The 21517-nt window shown below is 73.7% G+C and carries 18 protein-coding genes; 9 read left to right on the top strand and 9 right to left on the bottom strand.

The genetic code is table 11. The features are described 5' to 3' along the window. Positions 1-51: 51 nt before the first annotated feature. Positions 52-447, top strand: a complete 396-nt coding sequence (locus tag ACFYR0_RS01370) for a rodlin (RefSeq protein ID WP_386380632.1) — start codon at positions 52-54, stop codon at positions 445-447. Between the two features lie 551 nt (positions 448-998). On the opposite strand, the gene ACFYR0_RS01365 is transcribed toward ACFYR0_RS01370, so the two are convergent. From ACFYR0_RS01365 to ACFYR0_RS01355, 3 genes are all read right to left on the bottom strand, one after another. Next, positions 999-2555 carry a von Willebrand factor type A domain-containing protein gene (locus ACFYR0_RS01365; RefSeq protein ID WP_389320393.1) on the bottom strand — a complete coding sequence of 519 codons (1557 nt, stop codon included), beginning with the start codon at positions 2553-2555 and terminating at the stop codon, positions 999-1001. A gap of 151 nt (positions 2556-2706) precedes the next feature. Then, on the bottom strand, positions 2707-3561 hold the full coding sequence (locus ACFYR0_RS01360) for an ABC transporter permease (protein ID WP_389320390.1): 855 nt from the start codon (positions 3559-3561) through the stop codon (positions 2707-2709). Continuing rightward, on the bottom strand, positions 3558-6209 hold the full coding sequence (locus tag ACFYR0_RS01355) for an alpha/beta fold hydrolase (protein ID WP_389320387.1): 2652 nt from the start codon (positions 6207-6209) through the stop codon (positions 3558-3560). The genes ACFYR0_RS01360 and ACFYR0_RS01355 overlap by 4 nt, the downstream gene beginning before the upstream one ends. A 115-nt stretch (positions 6210-6324) precedes the next feature. On the opposite strand from ACFYR0_RS01355, the gene ACFYR0_RS01350 reads away from it, so the two are divergent. After that, positions 6325-6735, top strand: a complete 411-nt coding sequence (locus ACFYR0_RS01350; protein ID WP_389320385.1) for a GNAT family N-acetyltransferase — start codon at positions 6325-6327, stop codon at positions 6733-6735. A gap of 85 nt (positions 6736-6820) precedes the next feature. Beyond that, positions 6821-7657 carry a hypothetical protein gene (locus ACFYR0_RS01345; RefSeq protein ID WP_389320382.1) on the top strand — a complete coding sequence of 279 codons (837 nt, stop codon included), beginning with the start codon at positions 6821-6823 and terminating at the stop codon, positions 7655-7657. Between the two features lie 39 nt (positions 7658-7696). Here the strand turns inward: ACFYR0_RS01345 and mmsA are convergent, their stop codons facing one another. From mmsA to iolC, 5 genes are all read right to left on the bottom strand, one after another. Next, complete coding sequence (mmsA, locus tag ACFYR0_RS01340; protein ID WP_389320380.1) at positions 7697-9205, bottom strand: CoA-acylating methylmalonate-semialdehyde dehydrogenase; 1509 nt, start codon at positions 9203-9205, stop codon at positions 7697-7699. A gap of 14 nt (positions 9206-9219) precedes the next feature. Beyond that, a complete protein-coding gene (iolD, locus tag ACFYR0_RS01335) occupies positions 9220-11097 on the bottom strand; it encodes a 3D-(3,5/4)-trihydroxycyclohexane-1,2-dione acylhydrolase (decyclizing) (protein WP_389320377.1) in 1878 nt (625 codons plus the stop codon). Next, complete coding sequence (gene iolB, locus ACFYR0_RS01330; protein ID WP_389320374.1) at positions 11094-11906, bottom strand: 5-deoxy-glucuronate isomerase; 813 nt, start codon at positions 11904-11906, stop codon at positions 11094-11096. Before iolB ends, iolD begins: the two co-directional genes overlap by 4 nt. Positions 11907-11914: 8 nt before the next feature. Then, on the bottom strand, positions 11915-12799 hold the full coding sequence (locus ACFYR0_RS01325; RefSeq protein ID WP_389321098.1) for a deoxyribose-phosphate aldolase: 885 nt from the start codon (positions 12797-12799) through the stop codon (positions 11915-11917). Between the two features lie 266 nt (positions 12800-13065). Beyond that, positions 13066-14016, bottom strand: coding sequence for a 5-dehydro-2-deoxygluconokinase (gene iolC / locus ACFYR0_RS01320; protein ID WP_389320371.1), 951 nt, complete (start codon positions 14014-14016; stop codon positions 13066-13068). 145 nt (positions 14017-14161) lie between these two features. Between iolC and ACFYR0_RS01315 the strand changes: the two genes are divergently transcribed. The 3 genes from ACFYR0_RS01315 to ACFYR0_RS01305 all read left to right on the top strand — a co-directional run bounded on the left by ACFYR0_RS01315 (position 14162) and on the right by ACFYR0_RS01305 (position 16408). Next, the gene (locus ACFYR0_RS01315; protein ID WP_389320368.1) at positions 14162-15088 is read left to right on the top strand and encodes a sugar phosphate isomerase/epimerase family protein; all 927 of its coding nucleotides are present in this window, start codon (positions 14162-14164) and stop codon (positions 15086-15088) included. Positions 15089-15592: 504 nt separating this feature from the next. Further along, on the top strand, positions 15593-15793 hold the full coding sequence (locus ACFYR0_RS01310) for a helix-turn-helix transcriptional regulator (RefSeq protein WP_386380643.1): 201 nt from the start codon (positions 15593-15595) through the stop codon (positions 15791-15793). A 51-nt stretch (positions 15794-15844) separates the two neighbouring features. Beyond that, positions 15845-16408, top strand: a complete 564-nt coding sequence (locus tag ACFYR0_RS01305; protein WP_389320364.1) for a GNAT family N-acetyltransferase — start codon at positions 15845-15847, stop codon at positions 16406-16408. Here ACFYR0_RS01305 and ACFYR0_RS01300 read toward each other — a convergent pair. Further along, positions 16389-17432, bottom strand: coding sequence for a zinc-dependent alcohol dehydrogenase family protein (locus tag ACFYR0_RS01300; RefSeq protein WP_389320361.1), 1044 nt, complete (start codon positions 17430-17432; stop codon positions 16389-16391). The genes ACFYR0_RS01305 and ACFYR0_RS01300 overlap by 20 nt on opposite strands. 176 nt (positions 17433-17608) lie before the next feature. Between ACFYR0_RS01300 and ACFYR0_RS01295 the strand changes: the two genes are divergently transcribed. The 3 genes from ACFYR0_RS01295 (at position 17609) to ACFYR0_RS01285 (ending at position 21216) form a co-directional block, all read left to right on the top strand. After that, a complete protein-coding gene (locus ACFYR0_RS01295; RefSeq protein WP_389320358.1) occupies positions 17609-18556 on the top strand; it encodes a PrsW family intramembrane metalloprotease in 948 nt (315 codons plus the stop codon). Between the two features lie 73 nt (positions 18557-18629). Next, positions 18630-18860 carry a heavy-metal-associated domain-containing protein gene (locus ACFYR0_RS01290; protein WP_389320356.1) on the top strand — a complete coding sequence of 77 codons (231 nt, stop codon included), beginning with the start codon at positions 18630-18632 and terminating at the stop codon, positions 18858-18860. A 79-nt stretch (positions 18861-18939) separates the two neighbouring features. Beyond that, positions 18940-21216: a heavy metal translocating P-type ATPase gene (locus tag ACFYR0_RS01285; protein WP_389320353.1), complete on the top strand. Its 2277-nt coding sequence runs from the start codon at positions 18940-18942 to the stop codon at positions 21214-21216. The last annotated feature ends 301 nt before the right edge of the window (positions 21217-21517 follow it).

Genomic DNA, 21517 nt, shown 5'->3' with positions numbered 1-21517 from the left:
TTGTCGATCATGCAACTCCCCACCGGGGTCCGCTTTTCGAAGGGAAAGATCATGAAGAAGCTGTGGGCAACCGCGGCTATCGCCGCCACCGTCGTCGGCGCCGCCTCCCCGGCCATGGCGATCGGTGACGGCGACGGCACCCAGTCCGCCAGCGGCAACGGCGCCTCGCAGGAGTTCGGCAACTCGGCCACGTTCGGCGACATGAGCCCGCAGCTCTCGCTGGTCCAGGGCTCGCTGAACAAGCCCTGTGTCGGTCTGCCGCTGAAGGCCAACGTCGGCTCCCTGGTCGGCGCGATCCCGATCGCCGTCCAGGACATCAACGTGCTGTCCTCCCCGCAGAACCAGCAGTGCGTCGAGAACTCCACCCAGGCCAAGGGCGACGAGCCGCTGTCGCACATCCTGGACGACATCTCGGCCCTCTCGGGCAACGGCGCGGGCAACGGCTGAGCCTCCCCCCCTCCCCCGCGACGGCGGGCCACCGGTCCCACGGTGGTCCGCCGTTCGCATGCCCGTGGCCGGGGCTGCGACCAGGGGCGGGGTGCGGGCCTCGCGCACCGCGCGGGCGCCGTCCCTGGTCGGCTCGACCGCCGCGCGGGCGGCCAGATCGGTGCGCTGCTCCCGGTGCCCGCATGCCGGTCAACGACCCTGGCGCGACGCCAACTTACTCACGCATAAGAAATCCTCAACGGCCAAGGCACAAAGGGTTCACCACCCCGCCGCCTCCCCCACCGCCCCAAGGGCGCGAGGAACGACGCGACAGATCACCACCGCCCCAAGGGGCGCGGGGAACTGCGCGAACAACCCGCACCGGCCCGCAGCCGAAAACCCACCCCCATAGAGGGGCGCGGGGAACCGCGCGAACAGCCCACGGGCCCGCAGCCGAAAACCCACCGCCCCATCCACCCGGCCAGAAGGGGCGCGGGGAACTGTGCGAACCCCCCACCGGCCCGCAGCCGCAGCACAGCCCCGCACCCCGCCCCCGCCGGACGGCGCACCACTCACATCAGCCGATCCGCCTGCCGCACCGCGTCGGCCAGCTGCCCCACCGCCGGATCCTCCGTGCGGTCGGCCAGCTCCTCTGCCTGGTCGGCGAGGCGCCCGAGACCGGGCGTGCCGGGCAGCGGACGATAGCGCTCGGCCTCGCCGGAGCGGCGCAGGGCGTCGGCGAAGTAGGCCGCGGCCACGGTCACCTGGAAGCGGGGGGCCGCACTGCGCACCGACTCGTGCAGCGACGCCCCCTCCAGCTGCCCGGAGCGCTCGTACGGGGTCCGCGTCTCGGGGTCGAGCCAGCGGACCGTGGCCGTGGCCAGGTGGCCGGACGCGCCCGGCGCGGTGCGCACCGCGTACAGCGCGGTCACGGTGTGGCCGGGGCCGACCTCTCCACCGTCGACCCGGTCGTCGCGGAAGTCCTCGTCGGCGACGGCCCGGTTCTCGTAGCCGACCAGGCGGAACTCCTTCACCGTGGCCGGGTCGAAGGCGACCTGGGCCTTGGCGTCGCGGGCGGTGAGGTCGACGTGGCGGGGCAGTTGCTCGCAGAACACCTCGCGGGCCTCCTTCTCGCCGGAGACATAGACGGTGTGTCCGTCGCCGTGGTCGGCGAGGCGTTCCATCAGGGCGTCGCCGTAGTCGCTGCCGACGCCCACGCCGAAGAGGGTGATGCCGTACTCGCGTCGGGAGGAGTCGATCTTCTCCAGGATGGAGTCCGCGTCGGTGTCGCCGGTGTTGGCGAGAGCGTCGGAGACCAGCACGACCCGGTTGGTGGCGCCCTCGCGCAGGCCCTCGACGGCGGTGGCGTAGCCGTTCTCCACGCCCGCGCCGAGGTTGGTGGAGCCGAGGACCTCCAGGCGGTCGACGGCGCCGTGGATCTCCTCGCGGTGGCCGCCGAGCCGGGTCATCGGCAGCACGGTCTCGGCCTCGTCGGAGAAGGTGACCAGGGCGACGGAGTCGTCGTCGCGCAGCCGGTCGGTCATCACGCCGAGGGATCGCTTCGCGAGGTCCAGCCGGCCGGGCTCGGCCATGGAGCCGGAGACGTCGACGACGAAGGTGAGCGCGGCGGGCGGGCGTTCGCCCCTCTCCTCGGGCAGCCGGGTGGCGAGGCCGACGCGGACCAGCGACCAGTCGTCCTCGGCGGTGCGGGCGCCGTCCACGGACACCGAGAAGCCGTTGCCGTCGGGACGCTCGTACTCCTGGCGGAAGCTGTTGACGAACTCCTCCGGGCGCACCTGCGAGGGTTCGGGGGCGCGGCCCTCGGCGAGGACGCGGCGGGTGTAGCCGTAGGAGGCGGTGTCCACGTCGAGGGCGAAGGTGGAGAGCAGGTCGGGGGCCCGCTCGGTGTCCTCGCGCAGGCCCTGCTCGTCGTCGCCGCCGGTCGGCCGCGGTGCGGCCGGGGCGGGGAGGCCGGAGGACTCGCCCATCGAGCTGTCCTCGGTGTGGCTGCTGCCGGAGCCGCTCCCGCTGCATCCGGTGAGCAGCAGACCGCCCGCCGCGGCGAGGGCGGTCAGCGTGCCGCCGAGCCGCCCCGCGCGCCGCCGCGTCCGTGTGCCGTAGCGCTTCATCTTCCGTGCCCCCTCGGTCCGTTGACGTCGTGGTACGTCTGTGACTGTGACGTCGTGGGGGCGCGGAACGTGCGCGACGGGGCGTTGCGGATGGGTCTCGAAGCGGGCACGAAAGCGGCCCGCCGAGACCGGTGGGTGACCCTCCGGTGACCTAGGAGACGACGTCCTTGCGGGCGAAACCGCGGAAGGCCAGCGCGAACAGCACCAGGGCGTACGTTATGGAGAGCGCGGTCCCCTGGATCATGCCGGACCACTCCATCCGGGGCTGGATCGCGTCGGCCCAGGCGAACTGCCAGTGCGCGGGCAGGAAGTGGCGCCAGTCGCCGAGGGCGGTCACCGCGTCCAGCACATTGCCCACGATGGTCAGGCCGACCGCGCCGCCGACCGCGCCGAGCGGGGCGTCGGTCCTGGTGGACAGCCAGAACGCGAGTCCGGCGGTGACCAGTTGGGACACGAAGAGGTAGCCCACGACCACCACGAGCCGCTGCGCCGCGGTCGCCGCGTCCAGCTGGCCTCCGGTCGGGATCGCGAGCGGGCCCCAGCCGTAGGCGACGGTGCCGACGGCGAGGGCGACGACCGGCAGCAGGATCATCGCGGCGAGGCTCATGCCCAGCCCGACCATCAGCTTCGACCAGAGCAGCCGTGCCCGGGGCACGGGGGCGGCCAGCAGATAGCGCAGGGAGGACCAGCCGGCCTCCGAGGCGACGGTGTCGCCGCAGAACAGGGCGACGGGGATCACCAGCAGGAAGCCGGCCGACACGAACAGGTTGACCGCGGCGAAGTTGGCGCCGGACGCGGTGGCCGTGTCCAGCAGGGTCACCCGGTCGTTGCGGGCGCCGGGCTCGCCGCCGATGGCGAAGGCGACGACCAGCACGAAGGGCAGGGCGGCGAGGATCGCGGCCATGACCAGGGTGCGGCGGCGCCGCAGCTGGCGGACCAGTTCCACGCGCAGGGGCAGGGTGCGGGCCGCCCGGTAGCCGGAGGCGGCCTCGGTGAGCGTGCTCATGCGCTACCTCCGATCAGGGTGAGGAAGGCGTCCTCCAGGCGGCGGTGGGGGCCGACGGAGGTGACGGGCACGTCCAGCCGGACCAGTTCGGCGACCAGGCGCTGCGGGGTGCCGTCGGCGCTGTCGCCGGCCAGCCGGACCAGCAGGCCCTCCTCGGTGCGGGTGGCGGTGGCGACCCCGGGCAGGGCGGCCACCTTGTCCACGACCACCTCCTCCAGCGGCTCGGACGTGCCGACCAGGAGGGTGTCGCCGTTGCCGGTGATCTCGCCGACCGGGCCGGCCTGAACCAGCCGGCCGCGGTCCATCACGACGAGGTGGGTGCAGGACTGCTCCACCTCGGCGAGGAGATGGCTGGAGACGATGACCGTGCGGCCGACGGCGGCGTAGCGGATCATCACCTCGCGCATCTCGCGGATCTGCGGCGGGTCCAGTCCGTTGGTGGGTTCGTCGAGGATCAGCAGGTCGGGCAGGCCGAGCATGGCCTGGGCGATGGCGAGGCGCTGGCGCATGCCCTGGGAGTAGGTGCGCACCGCGCGGGCGAGCGCGTCGCCGAGCCCGGCGATCTCCAGGGCCTCCTCCAGGTGGGCGTCCTCGGGCGGGCGGCCGGTGGCACGCCAGTACAGCTCCAGGTTCTCCCGGCCGGACAGATGCGGCAGGAAGCCGGCGCCCTCGACGAACGCGCCGACCCGGGACAGCACGGGCGCGCCGGGGCGGATCGCCTGGCCGAAGACGCGGATCTCGCCGCCGTCGGGCCGGATCAGGCCCATCAGCATGCGCAGGGTGGTGGTCTTGCCCGCGCCGTTCGGCCCGAGGAGGCCGAGGACCTGGCCCTTCTCCACCCGGAACGACAGGTCGCGGACGCTGTAGCGGTCGCCCTTGGCGTACTTCTTGCTCAGGTCGGTGATCTGGAGGGGCACCTCGGCCAGGGCCGGGTCGGGCGCGGGGGCGGCGGTGCGGCGGCGGGCGCCGAGCAGCAGCGCGGCGGCGACGACGGCCGCGGCGGCCGGGAGCCACCACACCCAGGCGGGCAGGGGCGCGGCGGCGGTCTCCACGCGCGGGGCGGTGGGCACCGACAGGGGGCCCGTGACGGAGACCTGGTAGGTCGCCGGGGCGGCCGGGGAGGCGTAGCCGAGGTCGGTGGAGGCGAGGACCAGGCGCAGCCGGTGGCCCTTGTCGATCTCGTGGTCGATCACCGGGAGGGTGAGGGTGACGTCCCTGCCCTCGCGGGCGCCCTCGACCCGGACGGGCGCGACGAGCTGGGCGGGCAGCACCTGCCGGGTGCCGTCCGGGCCGACGTCGTAGACCTTGCCGAACAGGACGGCGTCCTCGGTGCTGGACTCGACGTGGACGGTGACGGTCGGCGAGCCGGTGACCCGCAGCGGGGCCTTCAGGGGTGCCGAGTCGAAGCGGGCGTGCTGGCCGGGGAAGTCGAGGGAGACGCCGACGCCGAGGGAGGACAGCTGGGCGAGGCCGCCGCCGGTGCCGAGGCCGGGCAGGGCGGAGACGGCGGGCGGGCTGGCGCCGGCCGGGTTGGCGAAGGTCTGCCCCCGGCCGCGCAGGGTGATCTCGCGGGGGTCGGAGCGCAGGCCCGGGTAGGTGTCGGAGCTCGCGCCGCGCAGCTGGGCGGTGCCGTCGGTGCTGTCGATGCCGCCGGTGCGGGTGACGCGGAAGGCGGGTCCGGTGTCGGCGGACTTCTCGTCCTTCAGGTAGCGGTCGAACCAGGCCGTCACCCGGGCGCGGACGCGGTCCGGTTCCAGGTCGCCGCCGTCGTGGCCGCCGGCGATCCAGTCGACGTCGACCGGGGCGCCGTTCGCCCGGATCGCGCGGGCCGCTGCGTCGGCCTGGCCGAGCGGGAAGAGGGAGTCGGACTGGCCCTGGACCAGCAGCGTGGGCACCTTGATGCGGTCGGCGACGGCGGACGGGGAGCGGGCGTCCAGCAGCGCGCGGGCCCCGGCGTCGGGCGTGCCGGACTCGGCGACCCGCTCGTACATCCGGCACAGGCCGGGCTCGAAGGCCCGGCAGCCGCCGCCGGAGGTGACGAAGACGCCCGCCCACAGCTTCTTGAACACGCCGTCGGGGAACAGGGCGTCGGAGAGGTTCCAGTAGGTGATCGCCGGGGCGAGGGCGTCCACCCGGTCGTCGTGTCCGGCGGCCAGCAGGGCGATCGCCCCGCCGTAGGAGGCGCCGGCGACGCCGACGCGGGGGTCGCCGGGCTCGTCCAGCCGGACCTGGGGGCGGCCGGCCAGCCAGTCGATCAGCTTCGAGACGTCGGCGACCTCGCCCCGCGGGGCGTTCAGCCCGATCCTGCCGGTGGAGGCGCCGAAGCCGCGGGCGGACCAGGTGAGGACCGCGTACCCGTCGCGGGCGAGGTCCTCGGCCTGCTCGCGGACGTCGTCCTTGCTGCCGCCGAAGCCGTGCCCCAGCAGCACCGCGGGGCGGCGGCCGGCTGTCGCGGACGTGAAGTACGAGGTGTCGATCCGCACCCCGTCGGCCACGGTCATCACCTGGTCGGTCCGGCGTACGGAGGGCGCGTCGCCGTCGGCCGACGCGGCCGTCCATGTCCCGGCCCCGGCGAGCACGAGGACGGCGGCCGCGGCGGCGAGCAGCCGCCGGGGCCGCCGCGGCGGGCCGGGCAGTCGAAGATCCATGCGTCAACGGTACGGGGCACCGCTGACAGCCTCGGCAGACCGCAGACGGAACTGTCCGGCATCCCTGAGTCGTATACCGGGTCGTCGGCGTACAGCGGTCGTGGTACACGGACCTATGGAGATTCGCAGAGCCACGAGCGCCGCCGAGCTGAAGGCGGCGGAGCACCTCTTCGACGACGCCGTGCGCCCCGAGTGGGCGGAGCGCTTCCTGGCGGCCGGCGGACACCACCTCTTCCTCGCCTACGAGGGTGCCGAGCCGGTCGGTTTCGTGTCCGGGGTGGAGACGGTCCACCCGGACAAGGGCGCCGAGATGCTGCTGTACGAGCTGGGGGTCGACGAGGCCCACCGGCGCCGGGGCGTCGGCCGGGCGCTGGTGGAGCGGCTCACCGCGCTGGCGCGCGAACTCGGCTGCTACGGGCAGTGGGTGCTGGTGGACACCGGCAACGACGTGGCGCTGGCGGCGTATCGGAGCGCTGGCGGTGTGACGGACGGCGGTTGCACGGTGCTGACCTGGGAGTTCACCTGAGCAAATCCGTTTGTCCACAAGGCTGTCAGTGGGTTTCGATACAGTCGCCGTTCACAACTGACAGACAGCGATGGGGTGGGGACCGATGAAGCTGCGACACACGGCCGCCTGGGCCGGCGTCACGGCCGTAGCACTCGTGACGACGTCGGCGTGCGGGGCGGGCACCGCCCGCCAGGCCGCGGACGCGGTAGGCGACGCCGACGTGATCATGGCCGCGCTGGCGCGGGCGACGGACCGCACGGAGGAGCTCGGCTCGGCGCAGATCGACCTGACCGCCGACATGGGCACCGGCACGCCGGTCAGCATGGACGGCACGTACTCCTGGGGCGACGGCTACGCCTTCGACGTGGAGATGGACACCGCGGCCGTCCAGATGCAGACGCTCCAGGACGCGCCGACGACCCGGATGCTCTTCGTGGACGGCGTCTACTACTACGACGTCGATCCGCAGCCCTCCGGTCCGCTGGCGGGCAAGGAGTGGATGAGCATCGACGCGTCGGCGATCTTCGGGGAGAAGGGCGCCGACGCCCTCAGCGGCTCCGCCGGCACGGGCAGCCCGGCCGCGTCCATGCGCAGCCTGAAGTACGCGAAGAACGTCTCCGACCTCGGCGAGGAGACCGTCAACGGCAAGCCGACGACGCACTACCGCGCCGAGCTCGGCAAGGAGGAGCTGGGCAGACTCGCGGACGTCTACAGCGGTGAGGAGAACCCGTTCAACTCGGCGACGGGCGCCGTCACCACCGTCGTCCTGGACATCTGGGTGGGCGGGGACGACCTGCCGGTCCGGCTGAAGCAGGACATGGGCAGCGCGGACGTGACCATGGACTTCAAGAAGTTCGGCGCCACGGCCACCGTGACGCCTCCGCCCGCCGCGCAGACCGGCGACCTCACCGAGCAGGTCGCGGGCATGCAGCAGGGCTGAGCCCGGGCACCTGGGCGCCCGGGCCCGCCGAGGGGGACCTCAGTGGTTGCGCGGGAAGCCCAGGTCCACGCCCGCCGGGGCCTCGGAGGGGTCCGGCCAGCGGGTGGTGACGACCTTGCCGCGGGTGTAGAAGTGCGTGCCGTCGTTGCCGTAGATGTGGTGGTCTCCGAAGAGGGAGTCCTTCCAGCCGCCGAAGGAGTGGTAGCCGACGGGGACGGGGATCGGCACGTTCACGCCGACCATGCCGGCCTCGATCTCCAGCTGGAAGCGGCGGGCCGCGCCGCCGTCCCGGGTGAAGACCGCGGTGCCGTTGCCGAACGGCGAGGCGTTGATCAGGGCCACGCCGTCTTCGTAGGTGTCCACCCGCAGCACGCACAGCACCGGGCCGAAGATCTCGTCCTGGTAGGCCTTGGCGGTGGTGGGCACCTTGTCGAGCAGCGAGATGCCGATCCAGTGGCCGTCCTCGAAGCCGTCGCCTTCATAGGTGTACGCCGAACCGTCCAGGACGACCTCGCAGCCCTCGGCCGCCGCACCCTGGACGTAGGAGGCGACCTTGTCGCGGTGGACCTTCGTGATCAGGGGGCCCATCTCGGAGCTGGGGTCGTCGCCGGGACCGATCTTGATCTTCTCGGCGCGCTCGCGGATCTTGTCGACCAGCGTGTCGGCGATCGCGCCGACCGCCACGACGGCCGAGATGGCCATGCAGCGCTCGCCCGCCGAGCCGTAGGCGGCCGACACGGCGGCGTCCGCGGCCGCGTCCAGGTCGGCGTCCGGCAGGACCAGCATGTGGTTCTTGGCGCCGCCGAGGGCCTGGACGCGCTTGCCGTTCGCCGAGGCCGTGGTGTGGATGTAGCGGGCGATCGGGGTCGAGCCGACGAAGGACACCGCCTTGACGTCGGGGTGCTCGAGGAGCCGGTCGACGGCCACCTTGTCGCCGTGCACGATGTTGAACACGCCCTCGGGCAGACCGGCCTCGGCCAGCAGCTCGGCGATCCTCATGGAGGCCGACGGGTCCTTCTCGGACGGCTTGAGCACGAAGGTGTTGCCGCACGCGATGGCGATCGGGAACATCCACATCGGGACCATCGCCGGGAAGTTGAACGGCGTGATGCCCGCGACCACGCCGAGCGGCTGGCGGATCGAGGACACGTCCACGCGGCTGGCGACCTGGGTCGACAGCTCTCCCTTGAGCTGCACGCTGATGCCGCAGGCCAGGTCGACGATCTCCAGGCCGCGGGCCACCTCGCCGAGGGCGTCGGAGTGCACCTTGCCGTGCTCGGCGGTGATCAGCGCGGCGATGTCGTCGCGGTGGGCGTCGAGCAGCGCGCGGAACTTGAACAGGATCGACGTGCGCTGGGCCAACGAGGACTGGCCCCAGGTCAGATAGGCCTCCTTCGCGGCCTGTACGGCGGCGTCGACCTCGTCGGCCGAGGCGAAGGCGACCTTCGTGGTGACCGCGCCGGTGGCCGGGTCGGTGACCGGGCCGAAGTTGCCCGACGCGCCCTCGACGGTCTTGCCGCCGATCCAGTGGTTGACGATCTTCGTCATGACCAAGAACTCCTTCACAGATGGCGGCGTCGGGTGGAGACGTGCCGGTCGTACTCCTCGCGGGCCCTCACCGCCGACGCTCGGGTCGCGGTCTCGGCCACAGGAACATCCCACCAGGCCTGCGCGGGCGGCGGGCCCGACACTGTGTCTGCCGTTTCGGTCTCGACGTAGACACATGTGGGAGTGTCGGCCGCCCGCGCCTCGGCGAGGGCCGTCCGCAGGTCGGCGACGGTCCGTGCACGCAGCACGCGCATGCCGAGGCTGGCCGCGTTGGCCGCGAGGTCGACCGGGAGCGGGGCGCCGCGGTAGCCGCCGTCCGCGTCCCGGAAGCGGTAGGCGGTGCCGAAGCCCTCGGCGCCCACCGACTCCGACAGGCCGCCGATGGAGGCGTAGCCGTGGTTCTGCACCAGCAGGATCTTGATGGCGATCCCCTCCTGGACGGCCGTGACGATCTCCGTGGGCATCATCAGATACGTCCCGTCGCCCACCAGCGCCCACACCGGCCGCTCGGGCGCGGCGAGCTTCACCCCGATGGCCGCCGGGATCTCGTAGCCCATGCACGAGTACCCGTACTCCAGGTGGTACTGGTCGGCCGACCGGGCCCGCCACAGCTTGTGCAGGTCGCCCGGGAGCGAGCCGGCCGCGTTGACGACGACGTCCGTGCCGTCGACCAGGGCGTCGAGCGCGCCGAGCACCTGCGCCTGGGTGGGGCGGGCTGCGGGGTCGGCGGCGGTGAAGCAGTCGTCCACGCGGCGCTCCCAGTCCGCCTTCCCGTCGCGGTACCCGGCGACGTAGGCCTCGGGCACCCGGTGACCGTGCATCACCAGGGCCTCGGTGAGTTCGGCCAGGCCGCTGCGGGCGTCCGCGATCAGCGGGGTGCCGGCCTGCTTGTGGCCGTCGAAGGGGGCGATGTTGAGGTTGAGGAAGCGGACGCCCGGGTCCGCGAAGAGGGTGCCGGAGGCCGTGGTGAAGTCGGTGTAGCGGGTGCCGACGCCGATCACCAGGTCGGCGCCGCGGGCGAGCGCGTCGGCGGTGGCGGTGCCGGTGTGGCCGATGCCGCCGACGTCCTGGGGGTGGTCGTACGGCAGGGCGCCCTTGCCCGACTGGGTGGCGGCGACCGGGATGCCGGTGGCCTGCGCGAACTCGGCGAGGGCGGCCTCGGCGCGGCTGTGGCGGACCCCGCCGCCCGCGATCAGCAGCGGCCGCCGGGCGGCGCGGACCATCCGCACGGCCTCCGCCAGCTCGGCCGGGTCGGCCCCCGGTCGCCGTACGGCCCAGGTGCGGGCCGCGAAGAACTCCTCCGGCCAGTCGTACGCCTCGGCCTGCACGTCCTGCGGCAGGGCCAGGGTGACCGCGCCCGTGTCGACGGGGTCGGTGAGGACGCGCACGGCCTGGAGCAGGGCGGGGATCAGCGCCTCCGGCCGGTGGACGCGGTCGAAGTACCGGGACACCGGGCGCAGGCAGTCGTTCACCGAGACATCGCCCGCGTACGGCACCTGGAGCTGCTGGAGGACGGGGTCGGCGGGGCGGCCGGCGAACACGTCGCCGGGCAGGAGCAGCACCGGGAGGTGGTTGATCGTGGCGAGGGCGGCGCCGGTGACCAGGTTGGTCGCGCCGGGGCCGATGGAGGTGGTCACGGCGTGGGTGGACATCCGGCCCGACTGGCGGGCGTAGCCGACCGCCGCGTGCACCATGGACTGCTCGTTGCGGCCCTGGTGGAACGGCATGACCTCGGCGTGCTCCACGAGCGCCTGGCCGATCCCGGCGACGTTGCCGTGGCCGAAGACGCCCCAGGTCGCGCCGATCAGCCGGCGGCGTTCGCCGTCGCGCTCGGTGTACTGGGCGGCGAGGAAGCGGACCAGTGCCTGCGCGACGGTGAGCCTGACGGTCATCGGTATCCCTCCGCGTGGTCGGGGTGGAAGCAGATCCGCCACTCCCGGGTCGCGCCGGGGCCCGCCATGACGTTCAGGTAGTACATGGCGTGGCCGGGCTGGGCGACGGACGGGCCGTGCCAGCCGTCGGGGACGAGCACGGCATCGCCGGTGCGGACCTCGGCGAGGACGTCGGCGCCGCCCTCGCGGGAGGGTGACACGCGGTGGTAGCCGAAGCCGTGCGGGCCGTCGATCTCGAAGTAGTAGATCTCCTCCAGCTCCGACTCACGGCCCGGCCGGTGCTCGTCGTGCTTGTGCGGCGGGTACGACGACCAGTTGCCGCCCGGGGTGATCACCTCGACGGCGATGAGCCGGTCGCAGTCGAAGACGTCGGCGGCGGCGAAGTTGCGTACCTGGCGGGCGCAGACACCGCTGCCGCGCTCTTCGACGGGAACCTCCGGCGCGGGGCCGTGGCGGGCGGGGAGTCGTCGCTCGCACTTCGCTCCTGCCAGGGCGAAGCGGCCTCCCGCGCCGGAGGCGATCTGGACCCGGGCGTCACGGGGCACGTACGCGAAGTCGGTCACCGACGCGAACACGCTGTCCCTGCCCTGGAGTCGGATGACCCCGTCCGGTGTGTGGACGCTACAGCCGCCACGGAGCGGCAGCACGATCCACTCGCTGTCCGCCGTGTCGAACACATGCGTGTCGCCCGCCGCGAGTTCGAGCACACGCAGACTGCTGCGGGTCCAGCCGGCCCGTTCGGGGTCGATGTCGACGGCGTAGGCGCCGTGCGCGCTGGCGCCCCGGGGGATGTGCAGCTCCTTGCTCATGGCGGCCCTCACAGCAGTCCGACGGCGGTGTCCACGGCGGCGGCCACGTCGCCGTCCGCCGGGTAGAGCAGCGAACGGCCCACGACCAGGCCGCGCACGGTGGGCAGCCGGAGCGCCGCGCGCCATGTCTCGTAGGCCCCGGACTGCTCCTCGGCGGAGCCTGCCACGTCTCCGCCGAGCAGCACGGCCGGGAGGGTGGTGGTCTCCATGACCCGGGCCATGCGGCCGGGGTCCTCGGTGACCGGGACCTTCAGCCAGGTGTACGCCGAACTGCCGCCCAGACCCGAGGCGATGGCCAGGGACCGGGTGACGGCGTCGGCCGACAGATCGTTGCGCAGCCGTCCGTCGGGGTCGCGACGGCTGATGAACGGCTCGACGAACACGGGGAGTCGGCGCGCGGCCATGGCGTCGACGGCGCGCGCGGCCGTCTCCAGGGTGGCGAGCGAGCCCGGGTCCTCGTAGTCGATGCGCAGCAGCAGCTTGCCCGCGTCGAAGCCGAGCCGTTCGAGGTCCTCGGGGCGGTGTCCGGTGAAGCGGTCGTCCAGCTCGAAGCGGGCTCCCTGCAGTCCGCCGCGGTTCATCGAGCCCATGACGACCTTGTGGTCGAGGGCGCCGAGCAGCAGCAGGTCGTCGAGGACGTCGGCGCTGGCGAGGACCCCGTCGACACCGGGCCGCGACAGGGCGAGGACCAGCCGGGCGAGCAGACCGGCGCGGTCGGCCATGGCGAGCCCGTCGCCGCCGGCGCCGAGGGCGCCGCGGGCCGGGTGGTCGGCGGCGATGATCATCAGCCGGCCGCTGTCGCCGACCAGGGGGCGCCGGGGGCGCCGGGCGGCGGCCTCGGCGACGGCCTCGGGGTGGTGGGCGCGCAGCCGGACGAGTCCGGCGACGTCCACGGCTGGGAGGGCGGGCGCGTGCCGCGGCGTGGTCGGGGGCCGGTGGACGGGTGCATGGTCCGGCGCCTGGGACGGCTGGCGCGCGGGGTCGTTCCCGGACGCCTGGGACGGCTGGCGGACGGGGGCGTTCTCGGACGGCTGGTACGCGGAGGCGTTCTCGGACGGCTGGTACGCGGAGGCGTTCCCGGACGCCTCGGACGGCTGGCGGACGGGGGCGTTCTCAGGCGACTCGGACGGCTGGTGCGTCCTGCCGACGCGGCCGCCCCTCACCGCACCGCTCCCTCGCTCAGCGCCGCCGCCACCTCGGCCGCCGTCGGCATCGCCGAGGAGCACTCCAGCCGGGAGGCGACGATCGCGCCGGCGGCGTTGGCGTGGCGCATGGTCGTCTCCAGGTCCCAGCCCGCGAGCAGACCGTGGCACAGGGCGCCGCCGAAGGCGTCCCCGGCGCCCAGGCCGTTGAGGACGGTCACCGGCAGCGGCGGGACCTCGGCGCTCTCACCGTCGGCGCCGACCGCGAGAACGCCCTTGGGCCCCTGCTTGACGACGGCGAGCCGGACCCCGGCGGCGAGCAACGCCCGTGCCGCGGCGTGCGGTTCGCGCAGCCCGGTGGCGACCTCCACCTCGTCGAGGTTGCCGACGGCCACGGTCGCGTGCCGCAGGGCCTCGGCGTAGTAGGGGCGGGCGGCCTCGGGGTCGCGCCAGAACATCGGGCGCCAGTCGAGGTCGAAGACGGTGGTGCCCGACCGGGCGCGGTGGGCGAGCGCCGCGAGGGTCGCCGTACGGCTCGGCTCCTCGCTGAGGCCGGTGCCGGTGACCCAGAAGACCCGGGTGTCGCGGATCGCGTCGAGGTCCAGGTCCCCGGCGTGGATCTCCAGGTCGGGCGCCTTGGGCCGCCGGTAGAAGTACAGCGGGAAGTCGTCCGGCGGGAACACCTCGCAGAAGGTGACCGGTGTGGGCAGCTCGGCCACCGGCGTCACGAAGCGGTCGTCCACGCCGAACCCGCCCAGCGCCTGGTGCAGATACGTGCCGAAGGGGTCGTCCCCGGTGCGGCTGATCAGCGCCGTGCGGCGGCCGAGACGGGCGGCGGCGACGGCGACGTTGGCCGCGGAGCCGCCGAGGAACTTGCCGAAGGTCGTCACCTGCGCCAGGGGCACACCCGTCTGGAGCGGGTAGAGGTCCACGCCGATCCGCCCCATGGTGATCAGGTCGTACGCCATCGAGTTCCCTTCGTGCGTCGGGCCGGCTCACGGACGGGTTTCCCCAGACGGTTTGTAGTCCGCTCGCGGCAACCCTGTCAATGTTTTGTCCGGACATTCGGACCAGCCCTTGACACCCCTTCCGGCGGCCCGCACGCTGGCGCCCATGACGACGACGCCGGCGCAGTCGCTCCCCACCTCACTGTCCCGCATCCGCATCGGTTCGGCGCCCGACTCCTGGGGCGTGTGGTTCGCCGACGACCCCCGTCAGGTGCCCTGGCGGCGCTTCCTCGACGAGGTCGCGCGGGCCGGGTACGAGTGGATCGAGCTGGGGCCGTACGGGTATCTGCCCACCGACCCGGCCGTGCTCGCCGAGGAGACCGCGCGGCGCGGCCTGAAGGTGTCGGCCGGCACGGTCTTCACGGGCCTGCACCACGGCCCGGCCGTCTGGGAGAGGACCTGGGCGCATGTCGCCGACAACGCGGCGCTGGCCCAGGCCGTGGGAGCCCGGCACCTGGTGGTCATCCCCTCCTTCTGGCGGGACGACAAGACCGGCGAGGTGCTGGAGCCGGACACCCTCACGCCGGAGCAGTGGCGGAACCTGACCTCGCTGACCGAGCGGCTCGGGCGTGAGGTGCGCGAGCGGTACGGGCTCACGATCGTCGTCCACCCGCACGCCGACACCCACATCGACACCGAGCGGAACGTCGCCCGTTTCCTCGACGGCACCGACCCCTCCCTGGTCTCGCTGTGCCTGGACACCGGTCACTACGCCTACTGCGGCGGCGACAGCGTCCGGCTGATCGAGACCTACGGCGAGCGGATCGGCTATCTCCACCTCAAGCAGGTGGACCCGGAGATCCTGGCCGAGGTGCGCGAGCGGGGCACGCCGTTCGGGCCGGCCGTCGCCCGCGGCGTCATGTGCGAGCCGCCGGCGGGGGTGCCCGCGCTGGGGCCCGTCCTGGAGGCGGCCCGGAAGCTGGACGTCGATCTGTTCGCGATCGTCGAGCAGGACATGTACCCGTGCGAGCCGGACCGCCCGCTGCCGATCGCCCGCCGGACCCGGGCGTTCCTGAGGTCCTGCGGGGCCTAGGGCCCTCTGGTCCGCCGGGTCCCTGGGTCCCCGGGCCCCTGGGTCCCTGGGTCCCCGGGCCCCTGGGTCACCGGGCCCCTGGGCCACCGGGCCACCGGGCCACCAGGTCACCGGGCGGGGCCGGGCCACCGGGCCACCGGGGCACCGGGTCACCGGGGCACCGGGTCACCGGGCGGGGACGGGGGGTGGGCGGTACCGGGTCGCCAGACCGCCGGGTCACCGGGCGGGGCGCGGCGGCGCCGGGCCGCTCTAGCACAGTCGTCCCCGCCGCCGGGCGGGTCCGGTGCGATCCGATGCGTCACCTCCGTCACGGACGTCACTCTCTTGTCACACATGTCCCGGATACGCGGGTTTCGCGTCACACAAGGTCCACAGCCGCTTTCTCTCTGTAACGGAGCGTCGTTCACGAGGCACAGGCCTGGTGATCGCCAGCACCGCGCCACGGCTCCCCCGACGGCCGCCCCCCGGCCGGGCCGTGGCGCACCGCGCAGGGAGGTGCGACACATGACCGACCGACGGCTGTGGTCCTACAAGGAGATCGCGGCGCACATCCGGGTGCAGCCGGACACCGTGCGCTCGTACCGCAAGCACGGACTGCTGCCGCCACCCGACCACGTGGAGGGCGGCAAACCGTACTGGTACCCGGACACCGTCCGCAGCTGGGTCGCCTCCCGGCCCGGAAACCGGGGGCGCCGGACCGACTGACGAGGAAAAACGGGCTGTGCCCCGCCCCGGCGGTGGGGCACAGTGCGGTGCATGGACTTCTCGATCAAGCCGGTGCTGACCGGCGAACGAGCCGCCCTGCGGCCCTTCACGCGGGACGACGTGCCGGTGATGGCGCGCATCCTCGCCGACCCCGAGGTGCTGCTCCTGACCGGCAGCCCCGTGGAGGAGTTCGACCCGGACCGGCTGCGCGCCTGGTACGGCAGCCGCAACGAGCAGGGCGACCGGCTCGACCTCGGCATCGTCGACCGGGCGAGCGGCGAGCTCGTCGGCGAGGCCGTCCTCAACGAGTGGGACGAGCACAACCGCAGCTGCAACTTCCGCATCCTGATCGGCCCCGGCGGCCGGGGCCGCGGCCTCGGCACGGAGGCCGTCCGGCTGATCGTCGGCCATGCCTTCGGGCAGCTCGGTCTGCACCGCGTGTCCCTGCACGTCCTGGCCCACAACCCGAGGGCCAGGCACGTCTACGAGAAGGCCGGTTTCGTGGCCGAGGGCGTCGACCGGCAGGCGGTACGGCTGGGCGAGGAGTGGGTCGACGCCACCCGGATGGCGCTGCTCGCGCCCGAGTGGGCGGCCCTCAACGCCACGGCTCGATGACCGTCACCCCGGCCCCCGGCGCCGTGCCCAGCCCGGCGAGGGCCGCGGGTACGGCGTCCAGGCCGATGGCCGACGTCACCAGCAGGTCGGGCCGCAGCACGCCCGCGCGCACCGCCTCCAGCATCGCCGGGTAGGTGTGGGCGGCCATGCCGTGGCTGCCGAGGAGTTCCAGTTCGAGGGCGATGACGCGGGCCATGGGGACGGGGGTCGTGCCGTCGGCCGAGGGCAGCAGACCGACCTGCACGTGCCGGCCCCGCCGACGCAGGCTCTCCACCGAGGCGGCACAGGTGACGGGCGAACCCAGGGCGTCCAGGGAGAGATGGGCCCCGCCGCCGGTCAGCTCACGCACGGCGTCGGCGGTGCCGACGACCCGCGAGGCGTCCAGGACGTGCGCCGCCCCGAAGCCGCGGGCCAGTTCCAGGGCGCGCGGCGAGACGTCCACGGCGACGACCCGGGCGCCCGAGGCCGCCGCGATCATCACCGCGGACAGCCCGACCCCGCCGCAGCCGTGCACCGCGACCCACTCCCCCGCCGCGAGGCGGCCCTGCTGCACGACCGCCCGGAACGCGGTGGCGAACCGGCAGCCGAGCGAGGCGGCGGTGGCGTACGACAGCCCGTCGGGGATCGCGACGAGGTTGACGTCGGCGTGGTCGAGGGCGACGTACTGCGCGAAGGAGCCCCAGTGCGTGAAGCCCGGCTGGGTCTGGCGCTCGCACACCTGGTGGTCGCCCGCCGCGCACGAGGGGCAGGTGCCGCAGCCGCACACGAAGGGAACGGTCGCCCGGTCGCCGGGGCGCCAGCGGGTCACGCGTGATCCGGTCGCCTCGACCACCCCGGCGAGTTCATGGCCGGGCACGTGCGGCAGGACGATGTCCGGGTCGTGGCCCATCCAGCCGTGCCAGTCGCTGCGGCACAGGCCGGTCGCCTCGACGCGCACCATGACCCCGTGCTCCGCCGGACGCGGATCGGCCACCTCGCGCACCTCGGCCGGCTCGCCGAACCGCTCGAACACCACCGCTCGCATACGTCACCCCTCGCCGCTTCCCGCGGCGAACGATAGGGCCTTTCCGGCGGATCTCCGGAAGGGCGTGCCCCCGCGAGGCGTCGCCGGAACCCTCGTACTGCACCAAAGGTCCACCCCACATAAAGTGCGGACAAACCGCCCTGTCCGAGCTTCAGGAGTACGAGGGGACCCCGCCCGTGAGCCACTCCCCGCCGCCCGGCACACCGCGCGCCCGCATCCCCGGCCCCCAGCATCCGCCGGACGACATGCGGGTCCGCCGCGGCCTGTGGCGGCGCTGCCTCTGGGGCGGGCTGGCGCTGTGGGTGCTGACCGCAGCGGTGACGTACGGGACGCGGAGCACCGCCCCGCTGCCCACGCTGATCCTGCTGGGCAGCTTCCTGGTGCCGGTCGTCTTCGTGCTGTGGGCCTACGAGACGCACGGCCGCGACCTGGGCGCGGGAACGGTCCTCGGCTGCTTCCTGGCCGGCGGGGTCCTCGGCGCGCTGGGCGCCTCGCTGATGGAGTACCACCTGCTGCATCCGTCGCTGGGGATGTTCGCCGGGGTCGCCCTGGCCGGGGAGGCGGCGAAGCTCGGCGCGCTGGTGTTCGTGCTGCGCGGCCGGCCGCGGATCCGCGGGACCCGGGCCGGTCTGGTGCTGGGCGCGAGTGTGGGCGTCGGCTTCGCGGCCCTGGAGAGCGCGGGCTACGCCTTCAGCGCGGCCGTGTCCACCGAGGGCGTGGATCTCAGGGCGCTGCTGGAGACGGAGATCCTGCGCGGGGTGCTCGCCCCCTTCGGGCACGGGCTGTGGACGGCGATCGCCGGTGCCGTGCTGCTGGCGCACCGCCGCACGGACGGGCGTTTCCGGTTCGACGCGCCGGTGTGGGGCACCTGGCTCGGCGTCTCGCTGCTGCACGCGCTGTGGGACTCCGCGCACGGCGTCGCGCTCTGGCTGGTGTCCCGGCTGACCGACATCGGCGTACGGCGGGATCTGTTCTCCGAGGGGTATCTGCCGCGGCCGACCGAGGCGCAGCAGCACATGTTCACCGTGTTCTCGGTCGCGGGGCTGGCCGTCGTGGCGATGGCGGGGCTGCTGTGGGCGCGCTCGCTGGCGCGTCGGGACCTCCCTTGGAGAAGTACCCCCTAGGGGTATACAGTGGGGAGTGCGGGAGCCACCGTGGACCGCATCAGCCCCATACGCCTCGACGAGGAGTAACGAGATGACCGCCCAGACCGACACCGTCACCGCCGTCTACAAGGTCAGCGGCATGAGCTGCGGCCACTGCGAGGGCGCCGTCTCCGCCGAGCTCTCCCAGATCCCCGGCGTCACCTCGGTGCAGGCCGTCGCCTCCGCCGGTGAGGTCACCGTGGTCTCCGCCGCCGCGCTGGACGAGGAGGCCGTGCGCGCCGCCGTCGACGAGGCCGGTTACGAGCTGACCGGCCGCGCCTGAGCCCCCTGCGCGTCACGGGCCGTACCGGGCCGCCGATACTGGCCCGGTACGGCCCGGTCTTCTTTTCTGGAGTACGGCGATGACCAGCACCCCCCAGGCACCCCCGGCCCCGGCCGAGGTCGAGCTGCTGATCGGCGGGATGACCTGCGCGGCCTGCGCGAACCGCATCGAGAAGAAGCTCAACCGGATGGAGGGCGTGACCGCGACGGTCAACTACGCCACCGAGAAGGCCCGGATCAGCTACCCCGAGGGCGTCGGGGTGGCCGACCTGATCGCCACCGTCGTGAAGACGGGCTACACGGCCGAGGAGCCCGCCCCGCCCGCCCCCGAGGAGGAGTCCGGCGAACCCGCGCGGGACGAGCCCGAGTCGGCGGCGCTGCGGCAGCGGCTGGCCGTCTCCGCCGTGCTCGCGGCGCCCGTGGTCCTGCTCGCGATGGTCCCGGCGCTCCAGTTCGACAACTGGCAGTGGCTGTCCCTCACCCTCGCCGCGCCCGTCGTCGTCTGGGGCGGGCTGCCCTTCCACCGGGCCGCCTGGACCAACGTCCGGCACGGCGCGTCCACCATGGACACCCTGGTGTCGCTCGGCACGCTCGCCGCGTTCGGCTGGTCGCTGTGGGCGCTGTTCCTGGGCGACGCGGGCATGCCCGGCATGCGGCACGGCTTCGACCTCACCGTCTCCCGCGCGGACGCCTCCTCCACGATCTATCTGGAGGTCGCCGCCGGGGTGACCGCCTTCCTGCTGCTCGGCAGATATCTGGAGGCCCGCGCGAAACGGCGCGCCGGGGCGGCCCTGCGCGCACTGCTGGAGCTGGGCGCCAAGGACGTGTCCGTGCTGCGGGACGGCCGCGAGGTGCGGGTGCCGGTCGGCACGCTGGCCGTCGGCGACCTGTTCGTCGTACGGCCCGGCGAGAAGATCGCCACCGACGGCGTCGTCACCGAGGGCGCCTGCGCCGTCGACGCGTCCATGCTCACCGGCGAGTCCGTGCCGGTCGACGTGGCGCCCGGGGACGCGGTGACCGGCGCGACCGTCAACGCCGGGGGCCGGCTCGTCGTCCGGGCCACCCGGGTCGGGGCCGACACCCGGCTCGCGCGGATGGCGAGGCTGGTGGAGGAGGCGCAGAGCGGCAAGGCCGCCGTGCAGCGGCTCGCCGACCGGGTCTCCGCGGTGTTCGTGCCGGTGGTGCTGCTGGTGGCGACCGCGACCTTCGGGCTGTGGCTCGGCGCGACGGGCGACACCACCGCCGCGTTCACCGCGGCCGTCGCCGTTCTGATCATCGCCTGTCCGTGCGCGCTGGGCCTGGCCACGCCGACCGCGCTGCTGGTCGGCACCGGGCGCGGTGCCCAGCTCGGCATCCTCATCAAGGGCCCCGAGGTGCTGGAGTCCACCCGCCGCGTCGACACGGTCGTGCTCGACAAGACCGGCACGGTCACCACCGGCCGGATGACCCTGCGCGAGGTGTACGCCGCCGAGGGCGTCGACGAGAAGGAGCTGCTGCGGCTCGCGGGCGCCCTGGAGCACGCCTCCGAGCACCCGGTCGCGCGGGCCGTCGCCGCCGGGGCCGAGGAGCGGGTCGGCCCGCTGCCCGCGGTCGAGGGCTTCGAGAACGTGCCCGGGCGGGGCGTGCGCGGACGGGTGGAGGGCCGCGAGGTGGCCGTGGGCCGGCTGTTCGACGTGGTCCCGGACGACGTGGCCCGGGCCCTCCGGGAAGCCGAGAGCGGCGGCCGTACGGCCGTGCCGGCCGGCTGGGACGGGGTGGCCCTGGGCGTTCTCTCGGTCGCCGACACCGTGAAGGACACCAGCGCCGAGGCGGTGCGGGCGCTGCGCGGCCTGGGACTCACGCCGGTGCTGCTCACCGGGGACAACCGGGCGGTCGCCGAGGCCGTGGCCCGCGAGGTCGGGATCGAGCAGGTGGTCGCCGAGGTGCTGCCCGAGGACAAGGTGGACGCCGTACGGCGGCTCCAGGCCGAGGGGCGCGTGGTCGCCATGGTCGGGGACGGTGTGAACGACGCGGCCGCGCTGGCCGCCGCCGACCTGGGGCTGGCGATGGGCACGGGCACCGACGCGGCGATCGAGGCGGGCGATCTGACGCTGGTGCGCGGGGATCTGCTGGTGGCCGCGGACGCGATACGGCTCGCGCGGCGCACCCTCGCCACCATCAAGGGCAATCTCCTGTGGGCCTTCGGCTACAACGTGGCGGCGCTGCCGCTGGCCGCCGCGGGTCTGCTCAACCCGATGATCGCGGGCGCCGCGATGGCCTTCTCGTCGGTCTTCGTCGTCACCAACAGCCTCCGGCTGCGGACGTTCCGTGCCGCGAAACCCGGGGGCGGTCTGGAGTCCGGGGCGGCCCTCACATAAGCTCTTCACAAGTCTCGCGCATCTTCCTTACGCTGGGGCATCGTTCTCCGAACGGACCTCTTGCGCATACAACGGGACATTTGCAAGAGACGCAGATCACAGTGATGTGAACGTAACCATCGAAGGGGTTCGAAGGTCTAAGTTGGCGATGTCGGAAGGCGTCTTGGGGGGCGCCGACTGGCATCTGAGGCTGTCTTGGGGGACGGCCTCAGTGATTGCGTTGCCGGGGCCACGCACACCGGGAAGCTTTGAGCGGCCCTCCCAGCGTGTGCGTTGTCCCGGCAGACCGCACCCGAACCGG

Origin of the sequence: Streptomyces sp. NPDC005017 (genome assembly GCF_042873115.1) — a bacterium.
Classification (GTDB): domain Bacteria; phylum Actinomycetota; class Actinomycetes; order Streptomycetales; family Streptomycetaceae; genus Streptomyces.
The sequence above is the reverse complement of the archived record's forward strand: the minus strand, read 5'-3'. Positions and strand labels throughout refer to the sequence as shown.

What these genes read in the sequence shown, in the direction of transcription:
- ACFYR0_RS01305 (WP_389320364.1), top strand. Translation starts at nt 15,845, where the DNA reads ATGGACTTCTCGATCAAGCCGGTGCTGACCGGCGAACGAGCCGCCCTG.
- ACFYR0_RS01290 (WP_389320356.1), top strand. Translation starts at nt 18,630, where the DNA reads ATGACCGCCCAGACCGACACCGTCACCGCCGTCTACAAGGTCAGCGGC.
- ACFYR0_RS01370 (WP_386380632.1), top strand. Translation starts at nt 52, where the DNA reads ATGAAGAAGCTGTGGGCAACCGCGGCTATCGCCGCCACCGTCGTCGGC.
- ACFYR0_RS01350 (WP_389320385.1), top strand. Translation starts at nt 6,325, where the DNA reads ATGGAGATTCGCAGAGCCACGAGCGCCGCCGAGCTGAAGGCGGCGGAG.
- mmsA (WP_389320380.1), bottom strand. Translation starts at nt 9,205, where the DNA reads ATGACGAAGATCGTCAACCACTGGATCGGCGGCAAGACCGTCGAGGGC.
- ACFYR0_RS01360 (WP_389320390.1), bottom strand. Translation starts at nt 3,561, where the DNA reads ATGAGCACGCTCACCGAGGCCGCCTCCGGCTACCGGGCGGCCCGCACC.
- ACFYR0_RS01285 (WP_389320353.1), top strand. Translation starts at nt 18,940, where the DNA reads ATGACCAGCACCCCCCAGGCACCCCCGGCCCCGGCCGAGGTCGAGCTG.
- iolD (WP_389320377.1), bottom strand. Translation starts at nt 11,097, where the DNA reads ATGACCGTCAGGCTCACCGTCGCGCAGGCACTGGTCCGCTTCCTCGCC.
- ACFYR0_RS01310 (WP_386380643.1), top strand. Translation starts at nt 15,593, where the DNA reads ATGACCGACCGACGGCTGTGGTCCTACAAGGAGATCGCGGCGCACATC.
- ACFYR0_RS01345 (WP_389320382.1), top strand. Translation starts at nt 6,821, where the DNA reads ATGAAGCTGCGACACACGGCCGCCTGGGCCGGCGTCACGGCCGTAGCA.
- ACFYR0_RS01355 (WP_389320387.1), bottom strand. Translation starts at nt 6,209, where the DNA reads ATGGATCTTCGACTGCCCGGCCCGCCGCGGCGGCCCCGGCGGCTGCTC.
- iolB (WP_389320374.1), bottom strand. Translation starts at nt 11,906, where the DNA reads ATGAGCAAGGAGCTGCACATCCCCCGGGGCGCCAGCGCGCACGGCGCC.
- ACFYR0_RS01315 (WP_389320368.1), top strand. Translation starts at nt 14,162, where the DNA reads ATGACGACGACGCCGGCGCAGTCGCTCCCCACCTCACTGTCCCGCATC.
- iolC (WP_389320371.1), bottom strand. Translation starts at nt 14,016, where the DNA reads ATGGCGTACGACCTGATCACCATGGGGCGGATCGGCGTGGACCTCTAC.
- ACFYR0_RS01365 (WP_389320393.1), bottom strand. Translation starts at nt 2,555, where the DNA reads ATGAAGCGCTACGGCACACGGACGCGGCGGCGCGCGGGGCGGCTCGGC.
- ACFYR0_RS01300 (WP_389320361.1), bottom strand. Translation starts at nt 17,432, where the DNA reads ATGCGAGCGGTGGTGTTCGAGCGGTTCGGCGAGCCGGCCGAGGTGCGC.